At 73.8% G+C, this 17,567-nt stretch carries 20 protein-coding genes, 1 pseudogene and 1 riboswitch; of the genes and pseudogenes, 9 read left to right on the top strand and 12 right to left on the bottom strand.

Going from position 1 to position 17,567, the window contains the following annotated elements:
* The first annotated feature begins 1 nt into the window (after position 1).
* Complete coding sequence (locus tag AC21LY_RS12760) at positions 2-772, top strand: DUF6928 family protein (protein WP_489046860.1); 771 nt, start codon at positions 2-4, stop codon at positions 770-772.
* 5 nt (positions 773-777) lie between these two features.
* On the opposite strand, the gene AC21LY_RS12755 is transcribed toward AC21LY_RS12760, so the two are convergent.
* The 4 genes from AC21LY_RS12755 to AC21LY_RS12740 all read right to left on the bottom strand — a co-directional run bounded on the left by AC21LY_RS12755 (position 778) and on the right by AC21LY_RS12740 (position 3,705).
* Entirely contained in the window at positions 778-2,007 is a 1,230-nt protein-coding gene (locus AC21LY_RS12755; protein ID WP_489046859.1) for an MFS transporter, read from the bottom strand.
* Between the two features lie 35 nt (positions 2,008-2,042).
* Positions 2,043-2,324, bottom strand: a complete 282-nt coding sequence (locus AC21LY_RS12750) for a DUF2537 domain-containing protein (protein WP_489046858.1) — start codon at positions 2,322-2,324, stop codon at positions 2,043-2,045.
* On the bottom strand, positions 2,321-3,124 hold the full coding sequence (locus AC21LY_RS12745) for a TrmH family RNA methyltransferase (RefSeq protein ID WP_489046856.1): 804 nt from the start codon (positions 3,122-3,124) through the stop codon (positions 2,321-2,323). Before AC21LY_RS12745 ends, AC21LY_RS12750 begins: the two co-directional genes overlap by 4 nt.
* A gap of 140 nt (positions 3,125-3,264) precedes the next feature.
* Positions 3,265-3,705 (bottom strand): MarR family winged helix-turn-helix transcriptional regulator, encoded by a 441-nt coding sequence (locus AC21LY_RS12740; RefSeq protein ID WP_489046855.1) that lies wholly within the window; start codon positions 3,703-3,705, stop codon positions 3,265-3,267.
* Between the two features lie 55 nt (positions 3,706-3,760).
* On the opposite strand from AC21LY_RS12740, the gene AC21LY_RS12735 reads away from it, so the two are divergent.
* Positions 3,761-4,030: a DUF2530 domain-containing protein gene (locus AC21LY_RS12735; RefSeq protein ID WP_489046854.1), complete on the top strand. Its 270-nt coding sequence runs from the start codon at positions 3,761-3,763 to the stop codon at positions 4,028-4,030.
* Here AC21LY_RS12735 and AC21LY_RS12730 read toward each other — a convergent pair.
* The 3 genes from AC21LY_RS12730 to AC21LY_RS12720 are packed head-to-tail and all read right to left on the bottom strand — an operon-like array spanning position 3,969 to position 7,802.
* Positions 3,969-4,562: a phosphatase PAP2 family protein gene (locus AC21LY_RS12730; RefSeq protein WP_489046853.1), complete on the bottom strand. Its 594-nt coding sequence runs from the start codon at positions 4,560-4,562 to the stop codon at positions 3,969-3,971. The two genes, AC21LY_RS12735 and AC21LY_RS12730, sit on opposite strands and share 62 nt — an antisense overlap.
* Positions 4,556-7,108 carry a sacsin N-terminal ATP-binding-like domain-containing protein gene (locus tag AC21LY_RS12725; protein WP_489046852.1) on the bottom strand — a complete coding sequence of 851 codons (2,553 nt, stop codon included), beginning with the start codon at positions 7,106-7,108 and terminating at the stop codon, positions 4,556-4,558. The genes AC21LY_RS12730 and AC21LY_RS12725 overlap by 7 nt, the downstream gene beginning before the upstream one ends.
* Complete coding sequence (locus tag AC21LY_RS12720; RefSeq protein WP_489046851.1) at positions 7,074-7,802, bottom strand: DUF3027 domain-containing protein; 729 nt, start codon at positions 7,800-7,802, stop codon at positions 7,074-7,076. Before AC21LY_RS12720 ends, AC21LY_RS12725 begins: the two co-directional genes overlap by 35 nt.
* A 285-nt stretch (positions 7,803-8,087) precedes the next feature.
* Here AC21LY_RS12720 and AC21LY_RS12715 point away from each other — a divergent pair, with 285 nt between their 5' ends.
* Together AC21LY_RS12715 and AC21LY_RS12710 are read left to right on the top strand one after the other, a co-directional pair.
* Positions 8,088-9,569 (top strand): MFS transporter, encoded by a 1,482-nt coding sequence (locus AC21LY_RS12715; RefSeq protein WP_489046850.1) that lies wholly within the window; start codon positions 8,088-8,090, stop codon positions 9,567-9,569.
* A gap of 13 nt (positions 9,570-9,582) precedes the next feature.
* Positions 9,583-10,113 (top strand): DUF2771 family protein, encoded by a 531-nt coding sequence (locus AC21LY_RS12710; RefSeq protein WP_489046849.1) that lies wholly within the window; start codon positions 9,583-9,585, stop codon positions 10,111-10,113.
* Positions 10,114-10,668: 555 nt separating this feature from the next.
* On the opposite strand, the gene AC21LY_RS12705 is transcribed toward AC21LY_RS12710, so the two are convergent.
* Complete coding sequence (locus AC21LY_RS12705; protein WP_489047147.1) at positions 10,669-11,097, bottom strand: cold-shock protein; 429 nt, start codon at positions 11,095-11,097, stop codon at positions 10,669-10,671.
* Between the two features lie 79 nt (positions 11,098-11,176).
* Here AC21LY_RS12705 and AC21LY_RS12700 point away from each other — a divergent pair, with 79 nt between their 5' ends.
* The 4 genes and pseudogenes from AC21LY_RS12700 to AC21LY_RS12685 form a co-directional block, all read left to right on the top strand.
* Positions 11,177-11,398: a hypothetical protein gene (locus tag AC21LY_RS12700; RefSeq protein ID WP_489046848.1), complete on the top strand. Its 222-nt coding sequence runs from the start codon at positions 11,177-11,179 to the stop codon at positions 11,396-11,398.
* A complete protein-coding gene (gene moaA / locus AC21LY_RS12695; protein ID WP_489046846.1) occupies positions 11,395-12,384 on the top strand; it encodes a GTP 3',8-cyclase MoaA in 990 nt (329 codons plus the stop codon). The genes AC21LY_RS12700 and moaA overlap by 4 nt, the downstream gene beginning before the upstream one ends.
* A gap of 3 nt (positions 12,385-12,387) precedes the next feature.
* Positions 12,388-12,627: a MoaD/ThiS family protein gene (locus tag AC21LY_RS12690; RefSeq protein ID WP_489046845.1), complete on the top strand. Its 240-nt coding sequence runs from the start codon at positions 12,388-12,390 to the stop codon at positions 12,625-12,627.
* Positions 12,628-12,795: 168 nt separating this feature from the next.
* A riboswitch (cyclic di-AMP (ydaO/yuaA leader) is annotated at positions 12,796-12,940 on the top strand.
* An 11-nt stretch (positions 12,941-12,951) separates the two neighbouring features.
* Positions 12,952-13,440: pseudogene (locus AC21LY_RS12685) on the top strand (transglycosylase family protein); the annotation flags it as partial.
* Positions 13,441-13,715: 275 nt separating this feature from the next.
* Here the strand turns inward: AC21LY_RS12685 and AC21LY_RS12680 are convergent.
* The 4 genes from AC21LY_RS12680 to AC21LY_RS12665 form a co-directional block, all read right to left on the bottom strand.
* Positions 13,716-14,141, bottom strand: a complete 426-nt coding sequence (locus AC21LY_RS12680) for a molybdenum cofactor biosynthesis protein MoaE (protein ID WP_489046844.1) — start codon at positions 14,139-14,141, stop codon at positions 13,716-13,718.
* Entirely contained in the window at positions 14,134-14,634 is a 501-nt protein-coding gene (locus AC21LY_RS12675) for a MogA/MoaB family molybdenum cofactor biosynthesis protein (RefSeq protein ID WP_489046843.1), read from the bottom strand. The genes AC21LY_RS12680 and AC21LY_RS12675 overlap by 8 nt, the downstream gene beginning before the upstream one ends.
* Positions 14,634-15,059 (bottom strand): cyclic pyranopterin monophosphate synthase MoaC, encoded by a 426-nt coding sequence (gene moaC / locus AC21LY_RS12670; RefSeq protein ID WP_489046842.1) that lies wholly within the window; start codon positions 15,057-15,059, stop codon positions 14,634-14,636. Before moaC ends, AC21LY_RS12675 begins: the two co-directional genes overlap by 1 nt.
* Positions 15,060-15,154: 95 nt before the next feature.
* A complete protein-coding gene (locus tag AC21LY_RS12665; RefSeq protein WP_489046841.1) occupies positions 15,155-15,349 on the bottom strand; it encodes a hypothetical protein in 195 nt (64 codons plus the stop codon).
* Positions 15,350-15,388: 39 nt separating this feature from the next.
* On the opposite strand from AC21LY_RS12665, the gene AC21LY_RS12660 reads away from it, so the two are divergent.
* Positions 15,389-17,566, top strand: coding sequence for a helicase-associated domain-containing protein (locus tag AC21LY_RS12660; protein WP_489046839.1), 2,178 nt, complete (start codon positions 15,389-15,391; stop codon positions 17,564-17,566).
* Position 17,567 lies beyond the last annotated feature (1 nt).

The raw sequence follows: 17,567 nt of genomic DNA, 5'->3' as shown, positions 1-17,567 counted from the left end.
CGTGGGCGCTTCAGCTTCGACGCTCTGGTTCATCGACGTGGCCGAGCCGAAGGGCATCCTGGCGATCGTCGGGCGGCCCGACGAGGCCGCCTCCCGCGCGGTCGCCGAGCGGGTGCTCGGCGGCCCCGTCCTGGGCCGGCCCGAGTCCCTCGCGCGTGCCGCCACCCCGCTGCCGGGCCACGTCTACGTGGCCGCCTGGGGCGGGCTCACCGTGGTGAGCCACGAGGGCCTGCGGGTCGACCGGCCCTCGGGGCTCGACGAGTGGTGGTGGAACCTGGTGCCCGCGCACCGCGCGTTCCTCCTGCTCACCGACCCCGAGCGCGCCGTCGGCGGGTTCGCCCTGCGCACCGACGGGGTGCAGAAGCGGTCCTTCGCGGCGCACCCCGTCGACATCCTCGAGGACGAGGGCCTGCCCGAGCTCTTCGAGGGCCCGTTCTGGGCCGGGCAGCACCCGCTCACCTACGCCGAGGGCGTCACCCCGGACCCCCGCGCCCTGCCCTTCCACCCGATGGAGTTCGCTGAGCAGGCCAACCGTGAGATCCTCGGCTTCCGGTACACGCATCCACTCGCCCCGACGGACCTCGACCCCGCCCGGATCCAGGTCATCGACTTCGTCCCCGCCGCCGGCCTGCCCGAGCAGATCCCGCAGCAGGCGCAGGCCCCCGGTCCCGACGGTGCCCCGCAGCCCCCGGCCGAGCAGGCGCCAGTCGATCAGTCTCCGGACGCGGACCACGAGGACCGCGGCAAAGTCCGCAGCTTCTTCGGTTTCTGACCGGTTCAGGGCCGCGGCGGGGCGCTGCGGCCGGCGACTAGGCGGCGCAGCGCGTACGCACCGCACACCGCGCAGGTGACAGCGGAGACCGCACCGCCCACGAGCAGCGGCGCGGCGGGCGTGGTCACGTCGGCGATCGCGCCGAGCAGCGGGGCGCCCAGCGGCGTGCCGCCGAGGAAGGCGAGCATGTAGATGCCCATCACCCGGCCGCGGAACTCGGGGTCCACCGACAGCTGCACGATGCTCATGGCGGAGGTCGTGAAGGACATCTGCAGCAGGCCCACGAGGACCAACAGCACCGCGACCGCCCAGAACCACGGCGTCACCCCGGCCACGACCTGGATCACGCCGAAGGCGCACCCGCCGACCAGCGCGGTCCGGAGCGCGGCCATGCCGGTGCGCTTCGCCGCGATCAGCGCACCGCCGAGCGTGCCGACGGCGAGCATCGTCGACAGCAGGCCGTAGGCGTCGGCGCCGAGCCCGAAGCCCTGGCGCGCGAGCAAGGAGAGCGCCAGCGGGAAGTTGATGCCGAAGGTGGAGACGAAGAAGACCGCGACGATCACCAGCACCAGCTCGCGCCGCCGCCGGACATAGGCGAAGCCCGCCCGCAACTGGCCTCGGGCCCGGGGCACCGGCGGGGCGGGGAAGAGCTCGCCCGTCCGCATCGCGGCGAGTGCCACCACGATCGCCCCGGTGAAGACCGCGTTGACCGCGAACACCCATCCCGTGCCGACGACCGCGATGAGCAGCCCGGCGATGGCCGGGCCCACGATGCGCGCGGCGTTGAAGACCATGGAGTTCAGGCCGATCGCGTTGGGCAGCAGGTCCGGCCCGACCATCTCGATGGTGAAGGCCTGCCGGAAGGGCCCGGCGACGGCGGCCACGCAACCGAAGACGAAGGCGAGCACGAAGACGTGCCACAGCGCGACCACGCCCGCGAGGGTCAGCGCGCCCAGCGCCGCGGCGCACAGGGCGGCGGCGGTCTGCGTGAGCATGAGTACCCGCCGCTTGTCGTAGCGGTCCGCCAGCAGTCCCGCCCAGGCGGACAGGAGCAGCGTCGGCCCGAACTGCAGCGCCATCACCACGCCGAGCACCCAGCCGCGGCCGTGCGCGAGCTCGAGCACTAGCCAGTCCTCGGCGACCCGCTGCATCCAGGTGCCCACGAGGCTCACGGATTGCCCGCCGGCCCAGAGCCGGTAGTTCCTCGTTCGCAGGGAGACGAAGACACTGGGCACAGATCAGATAGTAGTCCTAAGTTTTCCGGCGGGTCTCACACCAGACCACCGGCGAGCGCCGCGACGGCCGCGGACCAGGCGATCACGACGGCCCCCGCGAATCCCGCGCAGAACCACCGCGCCACCGGCCGCCGGCGGTAGGCCGACAACACCGGCACCGCGCCCGCGGTCCCCAGTGCGAGGAGCGCGAGCCCCAGCCAGGTGTTCTGCGCCATCACCGCCACGAACATCCCCGACAGCACGCCGCCGGCGAGCAGCGCCACGACCACCGCGACCGCGGCGCCCGTGATCCCGGGCGTGACGCGGGGCCGGTTCACGCGCGGGTGCGCTCGTAGAGCGCGAGGGCCGCCGCGGTGGCCACATTGAGTGAATCGGTCCCGCGCGACATCGGGATCCGCGCACGCACGTCCGCCGCGGCCATCGTCTCCGGCGCCAGACCCGGCCCCTCGGCACCCACCAGGTAGGCCACCCGCCCGGGATCCGCCACCGCCTCCGCCACCGTCGACTCCCCCGACGGGGTCAGCGCCACCGTCCGGAACCCGTGCTCCGCGAGAAGCCCGAGCCCGCTCTCCGGCCACCCCGCGGCCGGCAGATGCGCGAAGGGCACGAGCAGCACGTGTCCCATCGACACCCGCACCGCGCGCCGGTACAGCGGATCGGAGCAGCGGGGGCCGAAGAGCACGGCGTCGGCGCTCAGGCCCGCGCCGTTGCGGAAGATCGAGCCCAGGTTCTCGTGGTCGTTCACGCCCTCGATCACGACGACGGTGCGGGCCCCGTCGAGCAGCTCCTCCGCTGCCAGCGGCTCCGGACGGCGCGCCGCGGCCAGCACGCCGCGGTTGAGGTGGAAGCCCACGACCCGGGCCATGAGCTCCGCGGTCACGAGGTAGCGCGGCACCTCGGGGGCGCGACCCTCCAGCCGGGCCAGCTTCGATTCGACCCCCATGATCGCGTGCGGCGCGAACCGCGAGGCGAGCATCCGCTCCACGACGGGCACGCCCTCGGCCAGCACGACGCCGCGCGCCAGGTCCGGCCGCCGGTCGGCGGTCGAGAGGTCGCGGAAGTCGTCCAGCCGCGGGTCGTCGGCGTCGCGAATCGGATGAATCGGTGGCCCGTGCACCTCACCAGCCTAATATCGAGCCGCGCCATGTTCTAAACGCAGACCCGCTTGATTCGTCCCATGAATTTTCCAATGAGATGAGAAAAAGAACGGCCCTATCGGAATCAATCCGATAGGGCCTTCCGATCTCCGTGCGTGAATCAGGCCTGCTTTTCCTCCGACGCGATGAGGCCGTTGAGAATACCGACCGCCTCGTCCAAAGTCTCGCGCTGTGCCGGCGTGAGCTCGCCGAGCTTGCCGCGCAGCCACGCCTCACGCGCGGCCGCCTCGCCGGTGATGAGCTGTTCGCCCTGGTCGGACAAGCTGACGATCACCTGGCGACCGTCCGTGGGGTGCGGGGCCCGGCGGACCAGCCCCAGGTCGGCGAGGGAGGCGATCACCCGCGTCATGGACGGCGGCTGTACCCGTTCCCGCGCGGCGAGTTGCCCCGGTGTGAGCGGCCCGTCGTTCGCCAGTGCGTTGAGCGCCGAGAGCTGCGTCAGGGAGACGAGCGAATCACGACGCCGCCCGCGCAAGTGGCGGGCGAACCGCACGGTGGCCAGCGAGAGTTCGCCGGCGAGCCGATCGTCATTGTCAGTCACGGCGCTAGACTACATCTGCCTGATTGTTTTCGGTGCATGAACCCCGGGAGAACGTGTGAGCCTTCAAGGAAGCGAGTCCGACGATGCCGTCTCGGCACCTGCCCTTCCCCGCGGATTCACCGAGCCCCGTCCGGTCGTGATCGCCGGAACGGCCTTATTCGCACTGCTATTCGCGATCGCACTCGTCGCACGGGAGAGCTTCGGCGAGGCGTGGATCGTGTGCGCCTGCGGCGTCGGTGTCGGCGTGCTCGGCGCCACCGTCCTCACGCTGCAGCGGAGGGCGGCCCTGCGCGGCGACCGGGGAGCGCAGCGCGGCCTCCTATGAGGCGCAGCACCACCAGCCCCGCGGCGACCACGGCCGCGCCGATCGCCCAGCCCGCCAGCACGTCGAGCAGCCAGTGCGCGGCCAGATACACCCGGCTCAGCCCGATCGCGACCGTGCCGAGCAGCGCCGCCACGAGCGGCCACCGTCGGCCGGTGAGGGCGTAGGCGGTCACGGCGAAGGTCCCGAAGACCACCATCGAGTTCAGCGCGTGGCCCGAGGGGAAGCTCTCCGAGGAGATCACCACGAGCCGCGGCGGGAAGGGCGGCCGCTCCCGCCCGAAGAGATGCTTGAGTGCGACCATCAGCCCGAGCCCGAACAGCTGGGTCACGCCGCAGTACAGCGCCCACTCCGGTCGCCGCCGGTACAGCAGGTAGAGGAACCCGGCGATGCCGATCGCCCACATGGACGCGGTGTTCCCGACCGTCGTGACCGCGCGCACCGCGGTGGTCAGCGGCTCCCCGCGGATCGAGAGCATCCAGTCGAGCGCAGCCCGGTCGACGGGGTTGGGCCACATGTCGCCGTCGATCACCACCCGTTCGACTGTACGTGCAGCGCACCGTCGACGACGACGTACGGGACGCGCCGCTCGACCCCGCCGGCCACGACCACGAGCTCGTCGTGCACGTGCACCTGCGCGGCGTCGGGGAGTTCACCGAGGGCCTGCGCCAGGGTCACGCCGGGATGCGCGCCGCGGGCGAAGCGCGCTCCGGCGCCGACGATCTCGACCGGCTCCGCGCCCGCGAGCGGCAGGTCCAGGGTGTCGGCGAGGGCGGCGGCCACGTCCAGTCCGCCGAAGACGAGCGCTCCCGAGGTGAACCGCGCGTGCGGAACGTCCAGCACGGCCGCGTCGTCGGCGTCCACGACGGTCCCGTCGACCGTGCGCACGCGCGCCGGCAAGGCAGCCAGACGGTGCCCGGCGATCGCCCGGTGCGCCGCGATCACGACCGCCGCGGAGGGCGTGCGCGCGGGATCGGCGAGCGCGTCGGCCACCACCTGGGCGTCCTCGTCGGTGCGCACGGCGTGCAGCAGCGCCGCCCGCAGCCGCGGGGCGGCCGGGTGAGGGAACGGGTCGAGCAGGCCCTCGAAGGTCGCATCATCCGGCGACCGCAGGCGCCCGAGCTCCGTGCGGGTGTGCAGCCACCACGCGGTGTAACCGTCCGGATCGTCCAGCACGCCGGGCAGTTCCGCCAGCAACGCGTACGCCGGCTCCCAGTGCTCGACCAGGTCCAGGTCGCGCACGGCGACCAGCTCGTCGGGCTCGGACGGCAGCTGCGCCCACCACTGTTCGGCGCCGTCGAGCGTGGGATCCGGTTCGGTCGGCAGCGGCTCGCGCAGCACGCCGAAGGACCAGCCGACGCCGATCGCCCGCAGCGCCTCCGCCGGGAACCGGGCCTCGAACTCCGGGTCGACGGTGCCGTACGGGTGCTCCTCCCCCAGGGCCTCCCGCAGCGGCGCGGCGGCGGCGAGCAGCTCGTCCGCGGGGTACAGGGCACCGTCGTCCCCCGGGACCGGGAGCGCCCCCAGGAAGGTCGGCCCGACGGTGCCCGCGTCGCCGAGCAGGCCCAGCACGGCCTCGGTGAGTTCGACGTCCTCGTCGGACGGTCCCGCCTCCCAGTCCACGGCGCCGACCGCTTCGCGGAGTGCGGGATCGCCGAGCAGATCGACGGGGCTCAGCCGCCGCGCACCCGTCCGCTCCAGCAGCGGATGCTGCGCCGCGGGGTGCACGATCCGCGCCCACGTGACCAGCGCCAGCGCGGCGGCCTCGCCCGCGACCAGGGATGCACCGCGCGCGCCGGTCACCACGCGGCCGTCCGCGAGCGGCACGGGCAGCGCCCCGAGATCGTCCACCGGCAGGCGTGCGGCGTCGAGCGCGGCGTACAGCCGCGCGTACCAGTCGGGTTCGCGGTCCCGCGGGGCGGCGTCGGCGAGGTCGGCGGCCGTCAGCTCGCGGGCGCCGAGGGCGACCAGCCGCGCCGCGTCCGGCGCCGAGGACGACGCGGGCGGCACCAGCGGCAGGTGCTCGGCGAGCAGCGCGTACAGCTCGTCGGTCAGCCCGGGCAGGACGGCGGCACGGTCCGGGCGCAGCCGGGCACCGTCGGGCCCGGGCACCCAGGCGTGCCCGCGCAACTCGGCCTCGACCGCCTCCCGCAGCAGCGCGTCGACGCGACCGGCCACGGGCCGGCGCGGCGGGAGCAGCGGCATCGGATCGGGCTGGGCGGCGACGAAGGCGGCGTACCCCCGCGCGGCGAGCGCGACATCGGCGTCGGGGTGCAGGTGACGCCGGTCCGGCGTGGTCGGGAGGTCGGCGGTCACCCGCACCGGCAGCGTCAGGGGCTCGTCGGTGCGGGTGGGGGCGTGCAGGAACCGCGCGTCGGCGCCGATCACCCAGCGTGCGTGCGGTCCGCGCCCGGTGACCAGTGCCGGGCGCTCCACCCGCACGCCGTCGACGGTGACCGCCGCGAGCGCGGGCAGGTCGAGCAGCAGGTCCTGGGCCTGTTCGGCGAACTCGGCGAGTAGCGCGGGATCGGCGCCGACGAGCACCACCTCCGTCGCGAAGCCCTCGCGCGGCGGCGTCGCGACCGGGTAGGGCAGCCGCATCGCCGCGGCCTCGTCCCGCCCGGAATCCGCGCACGTCCGGTCCGCGGAGAACTCGATGCCGCCCCGCGCCGACCGCACCTGGACGTGGTCGGTCACCGTCAGGACCGCGGAGAAGCCGACCCCGAACCGGCCGACGGAGGCACCGTCGGACTTCGGGGAGACGCGCAGCGCGGCGAGGGAGACGACCCCGGCTTTGGAGAGGGGCGCGCCGGTGTTGGCGACGTGCACACCGTCGGGCTCGGCCCAGACGGCTAGCTCACCGTCGATCCCGGCGGCGGTCGCGGCGTCGGCGGCGTTCTGCGCCAACTCCACCGCCAGCCGGTCGCGGTAGCCGACCGTGACCAGGTCCCGCTCGGCGGCGAGGTCCTCGGCGGCGCGGGTGGGCGAATCGCTCCAGCCGGTCAGCACCGCCGCCCGCAGCGCCGCGGTCCCGAACGGATCCGGCTCAGCCCTGCTCGACAGGGACCTTCTCCACGGCACCGTCGTCGTAGGGCTCGTAGGCGGGGCTCCCCTGGCCCGACGGTGCCGTCACCGACGAGTGCGCGCCGCACCCGTAGTGCGCGTGCACGACGTGCCCGTCGGCGGAGAACTCGTTGCCGCACACCCCGAACGCCGCGCCCAGCGAGCCGGCCAGCGGGAGGAAGAAGGCGCAGTCACCGCAGTGGTAGCGGGTGGCGCGGGCCATCTCGGAATCCGGACCGTAGTCGCCCGCGCGCCACCGCTCGGCGGCGTCGAGCCGGCCGATCCGCGACATCACGCGCTCGAGGTTCACACCGATCTCGCCGGCCACCTCGTCGACCGCCGGGTCACCCGAGAGGACGTGGCCGGGCTCGATCCGCACGTCGTGCTCGCGGGGCGGCAGCACGTCCCCGGGGGCCAGGTCCCCGGCGCGGATGCGCTCCTCCCAGGGCACCCACTCGGGCGCGGTCAGCGAGCCGGGGCCGGGCAGCAGCGCGGTCTCGGAGACCGTCAGCTCGCCGCCGGGCGTGGCCGCGATCACGGCGCACCACTGCCAGCCGCGGTACGCGGGCAGGTCGGCCTCGAAGTAGTGGGCCACCGCGAACTCGTCCTCGACGACCGTGGCGACGTGCGCGCCCACCCGGGCGCCCTCCTCGGCTTCCAGCACGGCGCGCGCGAGGTCGACCGCGGCGGCCGTCTGCAATGCGGAACTCACCCCACCGATTGTGCCGGATGCCGGGCGCGCGGGGTACAAGGGGGCGGCACACGCCCCTGCGGACGGCACCGTCGCCGATGCGGAACAATGGTCGGCGTGAGCAGTCATCCGGGGCAACAGCAGTATCCCCCCGACGAGCCCCGGCGCCGGTCGGGGCCACTGCCGCACACCTCCAGAGGGGCACCGTCGACGCCTCCGCAGTACACCTCCAATCACCACCTACCACCACTCCACGACACCCCGACCGCGTCCCAGCGGCGCACGGCCGAGGAGGAGCGGCGGCGGATGCCGCGCAAGATCACCGTCACCCGGGTGGCGGCCATGCGCGGGCGGGAGATCACCGAGGCCGGGATCGCCAAGTGGCGCCAGGCCACCACGGCCGACGGGGCCGACAAGTCCGGCCTCACCGCACTCACCTACCCGGTGATCCTCAACAACGCCGTCGACGCGGCCATGACGGTCGCGCTGGCGAACACCCTCTTCTTCGCGGCGGCGCAGGCCGAGTCCAAGTCGAAGGTCGCGCTGTACCTCCTGGTGAACATCGCCCCCTTCGCGATCATCGCGCCGTTCATGGGACCGCTGCTGGACCGGATCCAGCACGGCCGGCGGATGGCGCTCGCGGCGTCCTTCGTGATCCGGGTGGTGCTCGGGGTGCTGCTCATCACGAACTGCACCTACGACCCCATCGCGAACACCGTCAACTTCGATCCCTGGGTGCTCTACCCCTGTGCGCTCGGGATGATGGTGATGAGCAAATCCTTCTCGGTGCTCAAATCCGCGGTGGTGCCGCGCGTGCTGCCACCGTCGATCGACCTGGCCCGGGTGAACTCCCGGCTGACGCTGTTCGGCCTGGTGGTGGGCTCGGGCGTGGGCGGCGCGATCGCCTCCGGCGCCGAATTCGGGCTCAGCCGGATGCTGCACATCCCGGGCGGCATGTACGCGCTGATGGTCTTCGCCGTGGCCGGCGCCGCGGCGTGCATGCGCATCCCCAAGTGGGTCGAGAACACCTCCGGCGAGGTGCCGACCACCCTCTCGTACACCGGCGCGATGGCCCGCGCCGCCGGCCAGGACGCGCGTGCCGCCGGGCAGGACGAGAGCGGACGCGCGAAACTGGGCGCCGCGTTCAAGAACCTGCGGGCACCGCTCGGCCGGAGCGTCGTGACCGGGCTGTGGGGCAACACGACGATCCGCGTGCTCACCGGCTTCCTCACCCTCTACATCGCCTTCTACAGCAAAGCGCAGCAGGCGTCCGGCGGCTCCGCGTCCCAATCGCTGATGATGATCGGGGCCGTCGGCGCCGCCGCGGGCATCGGCAACTTCATCGGCAACGGGATCGGCGCGCGGCTGCAACTTCCACGACCGGCCCGCATCGTCGTGCAGGCGACCGTGGCCGCCACCGTCGGCGCGATCGTCGCCGCCGTCTTCGGCAACCTCGTCGTGGTCGCGGCCGTCACCTTCGTCGCGTCCGGCGTCTCCGCGCTGGGCAAGGTCTCGCTCGACGCCGCCATCCAGGACGACCTGCCCGACGAATCCCGCGCCTCCGCGTTCGGCCGCTCGGAGACGGCGCTGCAGCTCGGCTGGGTCGGCGGCGCCGCACTCGGCGTGCTGCTCCCGCCCACGCTGTGGATCGGCTTCGCCACCGTCGCCGCGATCATGGTCGCGGGCACCGTGCAGACGATCCTCACCTACCGCGGCGGCTCGCTGATCCCCAACTTCGGCGGCAAACGCCCCGAGCACGTCCCACCTACGAACGCGCACGCACGATGAACGGGGTTCCTCGATGATCAAGCCCAGCCCGAAACTGCTCCTCGTCGGAGCGGCCTACCTCGTGGCGGTGGCCGTGCTGTTCGCCTTCACCTTCGTCGCGGCCCTGGACAAGCGGGATCGGCCCGCGCCGCGTCCCACGCTGCAGGCCACCGTCGGGACGACGCTGCTCGACGTCGCGCCGATGCAGTTCTGCACCAACGTGCAGGCGGCGACCTGCGACGTGCCGCAGCGCCCGGTCAAGCTGCCCGTCGAGTTCGGCCAGGCGATCGTGATCTCGCTGCCCGAGTACATCACCGGCCGCCCGTGGTTCCTCACGGTCCAGCGGTACGACGCCCGGCGCGGTGAGGCGCGGCTCGACACGATCACCCACGTCGATCCCGCCGAGGCGACGCTGGTGCTCAAGTCCACCGCGGACCTGTGGGTCGCCGCCGTCGAGATCAACGTCCCGTCGCAGTATCAGGACGCCGCGGGCAACCTCATCGCCCAGGCGGTCTGGGGCATCGACACCACGCCGAAGGACTACGCACTGGTCCAGAAGCGCTAGCCGCCGCTCTCCCCCCTGCACTCGCTGGCTTTCACTGGGGGACGGAACGTCGCGCGGGGGTCAGCCGGTCCCCGACGCCGCGCCACAGGGGAATCGGCTTGTGGTGGGGGACATCTGGCGTGCGGTGGGGGAATCGGCGCCGCGTGGGGGTCAGCCGGTCCCCCACCAGTCGAGCGGCTTCTGGCAGGGGAGCGAACGCGCGAGCCGCCTTTCGGCGCCGCGCGGGGGACGACGGCGTGGCGAGGGGATACCCGCGAGGGGGACGTGAGCGACGCCGGTTCCGCCGGTATGCGGGGACCTATCCATGCAGTTGCAGCGGAGCGCCCGGCTTGACCGCGCCGAGTCGGACCACGCGGCCCGCTGCGTTCGCGCCGGTCCAGCGGGGTATGCGCGGCACGCATGACCCCGCCGCCAAAACATGATTTGACCTGCACGTTCAGGAGGTATGCGTCCCACGCATGACCTTTTCCGAACGACGACGGCCTCAGCCACCGCCGTGAGCCACCACCCGTCGACCACCGCCCCGACGCCCGGCGACGCGACGCAGCGGACCGACTACGAATCCAGCTCGCGCGCGATCTCCCGCAGCACCTTGGCGATCTGCTCCGACGCCTTGCGGTCCGGGTAGCGGCCCTTGCGCAGCTCGGGCTGCACGCCCACGTCGAGGAGCTGGATCATGTCCTCGATCAGCACGTTCAGGTCCTCCGCGGGCCGACGGTTCGCCGCAGGCCGGCGGCCGCGCTGCGCACCGGCCGCCGCCGCGCCCCGCGAGACCGACGGTGCGGGCTCGAGCACCGTCACCGTCAGCGCCTGGGGACCGCGGCGCCCCGCGGCCATGCTGAACTCGACCCGCTGGCCCTGCCGCAGGCCGTCAGCACCGTCGGGCAGCGCCGACGCGCGGACGTATACGTCCTCCCCGCCCTCCTGGGAGAGGAAGCCGAAACCCTTATCCGCGTCGTACCACTTGACCTTGCCGGTAGGCACTCTCGTCACCCGCTCTGCTCTCAAGAACAACAAAACGCGCCCCGCGAACTGCGGGACGCACTGAAGCTAGTCTAGACGTGTGGGCAAGTTGGTTTCCGTCGCCGTCTCCGTCTCGATCGCACTCTTCGCGATCGGGCTGATCGCGGTCGGCGCCCTGTTCCTCACGCCGCTCCTCGCGGGCGGCGCCACCGCCCCCACCTGGGTGTACGCGTTGACGCCGCTGGCGCCGGTCGGCTTCCTGGTGGGGATCGTCGCGGTGATCGCCGGCGGCCGCGTCGGAGACGGCGAGGAACGGCCGTGAAACCGCTGGTCGATCGCTACGGGCGGGTCGCCCGCGACCTGCGGGTCTCCCTCACCGACCGGTGCAATCTGCGGTGCACGTACTGCATGCCCGCCGAGGGCCTGCCCTGGCTGGCGAACGAGCACGTCCTGACGGGGCCGGAGATCGACCGGCTCATCGCGATCGGCGTCCGGGACCTCGGAATCACCGAGATCCGATTCACGGGCGGCGAGCCCCTACTACGGGCCGACCTCGACCGGATCATCGCGCACGCCGCCACTCTCGAACCGCGGCCCGAGATCTCCCTGACCACGAACGGGCTGTCCCTGGCCCGGCACGCGGCGAAACTCGCCGGGGCCGGCCTGGACCGGGTGAACGTCTCCCTCGACACGGTCGACCGCCAGGAGTACGCGAAGGTCACCCGGCGCGACCGCCTCGACGACGCCCTGGCCGGCCTGCGGGCCGCCGCGGAGGCCGGGCTGACCCCGGTCAAGGTCAACGCCGTGCTCGGCCCTGGGCGGCTCGGCGACGCGCGACCGCTGCTGCGCCTGTGCCTCGACGCCGGCTACGAGCTGCGGATCATCGAGCACATGCCGCTCGACGCCGACCACACCTGGGACCGGAGCACCATGATCACGGCGGAGCAGATCCTCGCCGAGCTGCGCCGCGAGTTCACCCTCACGCCCGACGGGGAGCCGCGCGGCAGTGCGCCCGCCGAGCGCTTCCTGGTCGACGGTGGCCCGGCGACGGTGGGCGTCATCGCCTCCGTGACGCGACCCTTCTGCGGCGACTGCGATCGGGTGCGCCTCACCGCGGACGGCCAGATCCGCACCTGCCTGTTCGCGGCGGAGGAGACCGATCTCAAGCCGCTGCTCCGGGGCGGCGCGAGCGACGGGGAGATCGCGGACGCGTGGGTGGCCGCGATGCTCGGCAAGCAGGCCGGGCACGGCATCGACGACCCGACCTTCCTGCAGCCGGCGCGCCCGATGAGCGCGATCGGGGGCTGAGAGGTGCTGATCCGGTACTTCGCCGCCGCCCGCGCGGCGGCGGGCGTGCCCGAGGAGACGGTGGCCGTGCCCGACGGGGCCACGGTCGCGCAGGTCGCCGTCCTCCTGGCCGCCCGGCACCCCGGGCTGGGCGCCGTGCTCACGCGGTGCAGTTTCCTGCTCGACGAGGTCGCGGTGCGGGACGTCGACGCCCCCGCGACCGGGTCGATGCTCGACGTCCTGCCGCCCTTCGCCGGCGGCTGACATCCTTAGCCGACGCTGGTGATGTCCATCACATTCTGCAAAATCACGGTCCGGTAACGGTTGGGCCACGGGGCGGGGTCTGTTACCGTCGCTGGGGGCCGCAGCAGTGGCCACCCGATCGGTCGCAGCGCAGAGCTTCGTCCAGTGGCCGATCCGGGACGGGCACCGAAGATCTACACCTGGACGAAGGCGGAGGAACCACCGCGACCGCACGGTCGCAGGGCACACGCCCTAGGGGTCAAGCCGGGACACCGGCCGAGCAGCCTCTCGCTCGAACCCGACAGCTAACTTCGCACGCGCGTAGAGAGGAAAGACTTCACCACGATGACCGGTCGTCACCGCAAGCAGTCCACTACCAGCCTGAGCGCCGCCAAGGTCGCCGCCGCCGGCGCGATGCTCGGTGGCGCGGGTCTCGCGCTCGCCGCACCCGCCGCCAACGCCGCCCCCGATTCCCAGTGGGACCAGGTTGCCGCCTGCGAGTCCGGCGGAAACTGGTCGATCAACACCGGCAACGGCTACCACGGCGGCCTGCAGTTCAGCCCGTCGACGTGGGCCTCCTACGGCGGCACGCAGTTCGCGCCCACCGCCAACCAGGCCAGCCGCGCCCAGCAGATCGCGATCGCCGAGAAGGTCCTCGCCGGTCAGGGCAAGGGCGCGTGGCCGTCGTGCGGCCGTGGCCTCGGCGCGGCCACTCCGCGCACCGTCTCCCCCACGGACACCGGTACCGCCACCAAGCCCGTCACGAAGCCGGTTTCCGCGCCCGCCGCGAAGCCGGTCGCCAAGCCCGCCACCAAGCCGGTGGCGAAGCCCGCCACCGCGCCGGCCGCCAAGCCCGTCGCGAAGCCGGGCGGCTCGGTCAACGCGCAGTACGTCAACCAGGTCATCTCGCAGGCCCAGAGCGGCGGCAAGCAGGTCGATCCCGCCGTGCTCGCCGCGCTGCAGCAGGCAGCGGCCAAGGGCTACTGAGCCCGGAGCAGCACAGAGCGTCCCGAAGGGGCCGACGGCATCGCGCCGCCGGCCCCTTCGGCGTTTCCGGGGATGCGACGGGGCCGGTCCGGTTCCAGGGACGTGACGGGTCCGGCTGAGCGCTACGCGCTGCCGACCCACTCGTCGGTGCCATCGAGGAACAGCTGGTGCTTCCAGACCGGGAGCGCCTCCTTGACCGCGTCTACGATGCGGGCGCAGGTCGCGAAGGCCGCCGCACGGTGATCGGCCGAGACCGCCACCACGAGCGCCGCGTCGCCGATCTTCAACGGACCGACGCGGTGCGAGACCGCGACGGCCCGGACGCCCTCCGCGGCGTCCGCCTCGGCCTGGACGACCTCCGCGATGACGCGCCCCGCGGTGGGATGCGCCGAGTACTCGAGCCGGGTCACACCCCGTCCGCCGTCGTGATCGCGGACGGCGCCGATGAAGCCCACCACGGCGCCCGCCTCGGCGCGCGCGACCGCGGCCTCGTGCGTGGCCAGGTCGATCGGCTCCTCCGTGACCACGGCCAGGACCACGTCAGCCATGGTCGCCGCCGCGGATCTGGTCCAGGGCGTGGTGCAGCACCCCGTCGAGCACGGCCAGACCGTCCCGGACGCCCCCGGACGAGCCCGGCAGGTTCACCACCAGCGACGTCCCTGCGACGCCGGCGAGGCCGCGGCTGAGCACGGTGGTCGGTACGTCGGGCAGGCCGGCCTGCCGGATGGCGTTGGCCAGGCCGGGGATCTCGAAGGTGAGGGCCCCACGGGTCTCCTCGGGCGTGCGGTCCGTCGGCGTGAGGCCCGTGCCACCCGTGGTGAGCACCACGGCGTCGCCGCGGCGGACGGCGGAGCGGATAGCCGCGCCCACCTCCTCGCCGTCGGGCACCACGACGGGGCCGTAGACGTCGAAGCCGCGTTCGCCGAGCCAGCCGGCGATGACGGGCCCGGTGGTGTCCGCACGCTCCCCGAGGGAGGCGCGGGTGGACGCGACGACCACGGTGGCGCAGCGGTCGCGGGACGGGCGGAGGGGTTCGGTCATCATCTCTCCCAGTGGCCGGTCTTGCCGCCGTCCTTGGTGAGCACGCGGACGTCCGTCATGACGGCGGCGGGGTCGAGGGCCTTGACCATGTCGTGCAGGGTCAGGCCGGCCACGGCGACGGCGGTGAGCGCCTCCATCTCGACGCCCGTCCGGCCGGTGCAGCGCACCGTGGCGGTGACGGCGATCTCGGCACCCGACGGCTGCAGGTCGACGGTGACGCCGGAGATCGGCAGCGGGTGGCACAGCGGAATCAGGTCGGCCGTGCGCTTGACCGCCATGATGCCCGCGATGCGGGCGGTGGCGAGCACGTCGCCCTTCGGGACCGCGCCGTCGGCGATGGCCGCGACGACGGCCTCGGTGGTGCGGAAGGTCCCGGCCGCGACCGCCGTGCGAGCGGTGACGGCCTTGGCGGAGACGTCGACCATCCGCGCGGCGCCGGTCGCGTCGATGTGCGAGAGGCCGTCCTCCCGCGCGTCGTCGTGCCGGGCCGCGCCGTGGTCGCCGGGAGCGGAGCCTGAGCTCAGCGGTTGATCCGGGTCGACGGGTGCACGTACGGGACGTGCTGCTGGGGGAACTCCAGCTCGCCGAACGGCGACAGGGCGCCGACCAGCGGGGCCACCAGCTCGGTCACGGCATGGTCGGCCGTGCCCTGCTCGGCACCGGGCCAGCCGTTGTCGACGTACTCGGCCTTCTTCGCATTCGAGGTCTCAGACACGCCGCTATTCTGACATGCCCCGGCCTCTACGCTGTATCGGTGAGCAGTAATACGTCGTCGACGGGGCCCGCGGCGTGGCTGCGCGGCCGCACCGACGCCGAGATCGCGGCGCTCCTGGACGCCCGGCGCGACGTGGCGACGCCCGTGCCTGCCGGCTTCCCGGTGCTCGCGAGCCGCCTGCTGAGCCCCTCCTCGCTGGGCCGCGTCGCGGAGCGGCTCACCCTCCTCGACCTGGCCGTCCTCGAGCTGGTGCTCGCCGAGGAACTGGACGCCGACGCCCTCGCCCGCCGGCTCCGGGGCCGCGCGCTGAAGGCGCAGGTGCTCGCCTCGGCCGGGAAACTGCGCGACCTGGCCCTGATCTGGGGCGACGATGTCCTGCGCACCTCGCCCGCCGTCCGGGAGGCGCTGCCCTGGCGCTCCCCGCAGCTCCTCGCGCCGCCGGACCCGGCGGCGATCGACGCAGCGCTCGCGGCCGCCGGCGAGGACGAGCGCGCCCTCCTCGACCGCCTCGCCGAGGGCTCGCCGAGGGGCCGCACGGCCGCCGCGGGCCCCGGCACCCCGCCCGACCATCCGGTGCAGCGCATGCTCGCCTCGGGGCTGCTCGCGCTCGTCGACCATCAGACCGTCGAGCTGCCGTGGGAGGTGCGGGCCCGGCTGCGCGGCGAGCTCCCGCTGGGTGCCTCCCTCAAGCCGCCCGTGCTCGACGGTCCGCCCGTCCCCGGCCCCGACGGTGCCGCCGCGGTCGCCGCGCTCGAGCTGCTGCGCCACGCCGACGACGTCCTCGACGTGCTGGGCGCGGTACCCGCGCAGCGGGTGAAGGCCGGCGGGATCGGCATCCGCGAGCTGCGCCGCGTCGCCAAGGCAGCGGGGCTCACCGAGGACCGCGCCGCACTGCTGCTGGAACTGCTGGCCGCCGCGGCGCTGATCGCCGAGGGCGAGCTCGACGGCGAGGAGGACTCCGTCTTCGCGCCGACCGTCACCGTCGACGAGTGGCAGCGTTCCGCGCCCGCGGACCGGTGGGCGCTGCTCGCCCGCACCTGGCTGGAGCTGCGCCGCCAGCCCGCGCTGATCGGCACCCGCGGCGAGGAGGGCATCGTCGGGCCGCTGCACCGGGCGGCGCGCAGCACCGTCGCGCCGCAGGACCGCGCGGCCGTGCTCGACGCCCTGGCCCTCGCCCCGCCCGGGGTCGCGCCCGGACGGCAGGACCTGCACGCGGCCGTGCGGTACGCGCATCCGTCCTGGTACCGGCGGCTCACGCTGGACGCGATCGGCGATATCGTCGCGCAGGCGCAGATCGTGGGGCTCGTCGCGGGCGGCGCCCTGACCGCGGCCGGCCGGGCAGCGCTCGAGAACGACCCCGCGGAGGCGATGGCCGCGGCGCTGCCGAAGCCGGTCGAGGAGTTCCTGCTCCAGGCCGACCTCACGCTGACCATCCCCGGCCCCACGACGCACGACTTCGCCGCGGCGGTCGCGCTGGTCGCCGACCTGGAGTCGGCGGGCGGCGCCGCCGTGTACCGCGTGACCGACGCGTCGGTGCGCCGCGCGCTGGACGCCGGACGGACGTCCGCCGAGGTGCACGCCTTCTTCGTCGCGCACTCGGTGACGCCGGTGCCGCAGGGCCTGACCTATCTGGTCGACGACGTCGCGCGCCGGCACGGAGCGCTGCGCGCGGGCGTCGCGGCCTCCTTCCTGCGTTCGGAGGATCCCGCGCTCATCGCCGCGGTCCTGGCCTCCCCCGCCGCGGAGGCGCTCGCACTGCGGGCCGTCGCGCCGACGGTGCTCGTCGCCCAGGTCCCGCTGTCCGACCTGGTCGCGGGGCTCGCCGCCGCCGGCTTCACCGCCGCCGCAGAGGATTCACGGGGCGTCGTCGTCGACCTGCGGCCCGCCGCGATCCGGCTGCCCGCGCCGCGGGTCCGGCCGCCGGCCGCGCAGCCGACCCTCGAGCAACTGGCCGACGCGGCCGTGCAGATCCGCCGGCAGGACTCCCCGTCGGACGACGGTGCCGGCGCCTCCGGCCCGGAGCTGATGGCGCTGTTGCAGTCCGCCGCGGGCGCGGGCCGACCGGTACGGCTGGGCTACGTGGACGCGAACGGGGTGTTCACGCGGCACGTCGTGGTGCCCGAGTCAGTACGGCACGGGCAGCTCTCCGCGCTCGACGGGGACACGCCCCGCCGCTTCGCCCTGCACCGCGTCACCACCGCGGAGCCGGTGGAGTAGG

This window comes from Tsukamurella sp. II2bb (assembly GCF_057815145.1).
Note: the sequence above shows the minus strand (reverse complement) of the source record. Positions and strands in the feature narration are given on the sequence as shown.

Excerpts from the sequence above, each read along its gene's own strand:
- AC21LY_RS12675 (WP_489046843.1), bottom strand. The coding sequence starts at position 14,634 with ATGACCGAACCCCTCCGCCCGTCCCGCGACCGCTGCGCCACCGTGGTC.
- AC21LY_RS12710 (WP_489046849.1), top strand. The coding sequence starts at position 9,583 with ATGATCAAGCCCAGCCCGAAACTGCTCCTCGTCGGAGCGGCCTACCTC.
- moaC (WP_489046842.1), bottom strand. The coding sequence starts at position 15,059 with ATGGTCGACGTCTCCGCCAAGGCCGTCACCGCTCGCACGGCGGTCGCG.
- AC21LY_RS12680 (WP_489046844.1), bottom strand. The coding sequence starts at position 14,141 with ATGGCTGACGTGGTCCTGGCCGTGGTCACGGAGGAGCCGATCGACCTG.
- AC21LY_RS12715 (WP_489046850.1), top strand. The coding sequence starts at position 8,088 with ATGCCGCGCAAGATCACCGTCACCCGGGTGGCGGCCATGCGCGGGCGG.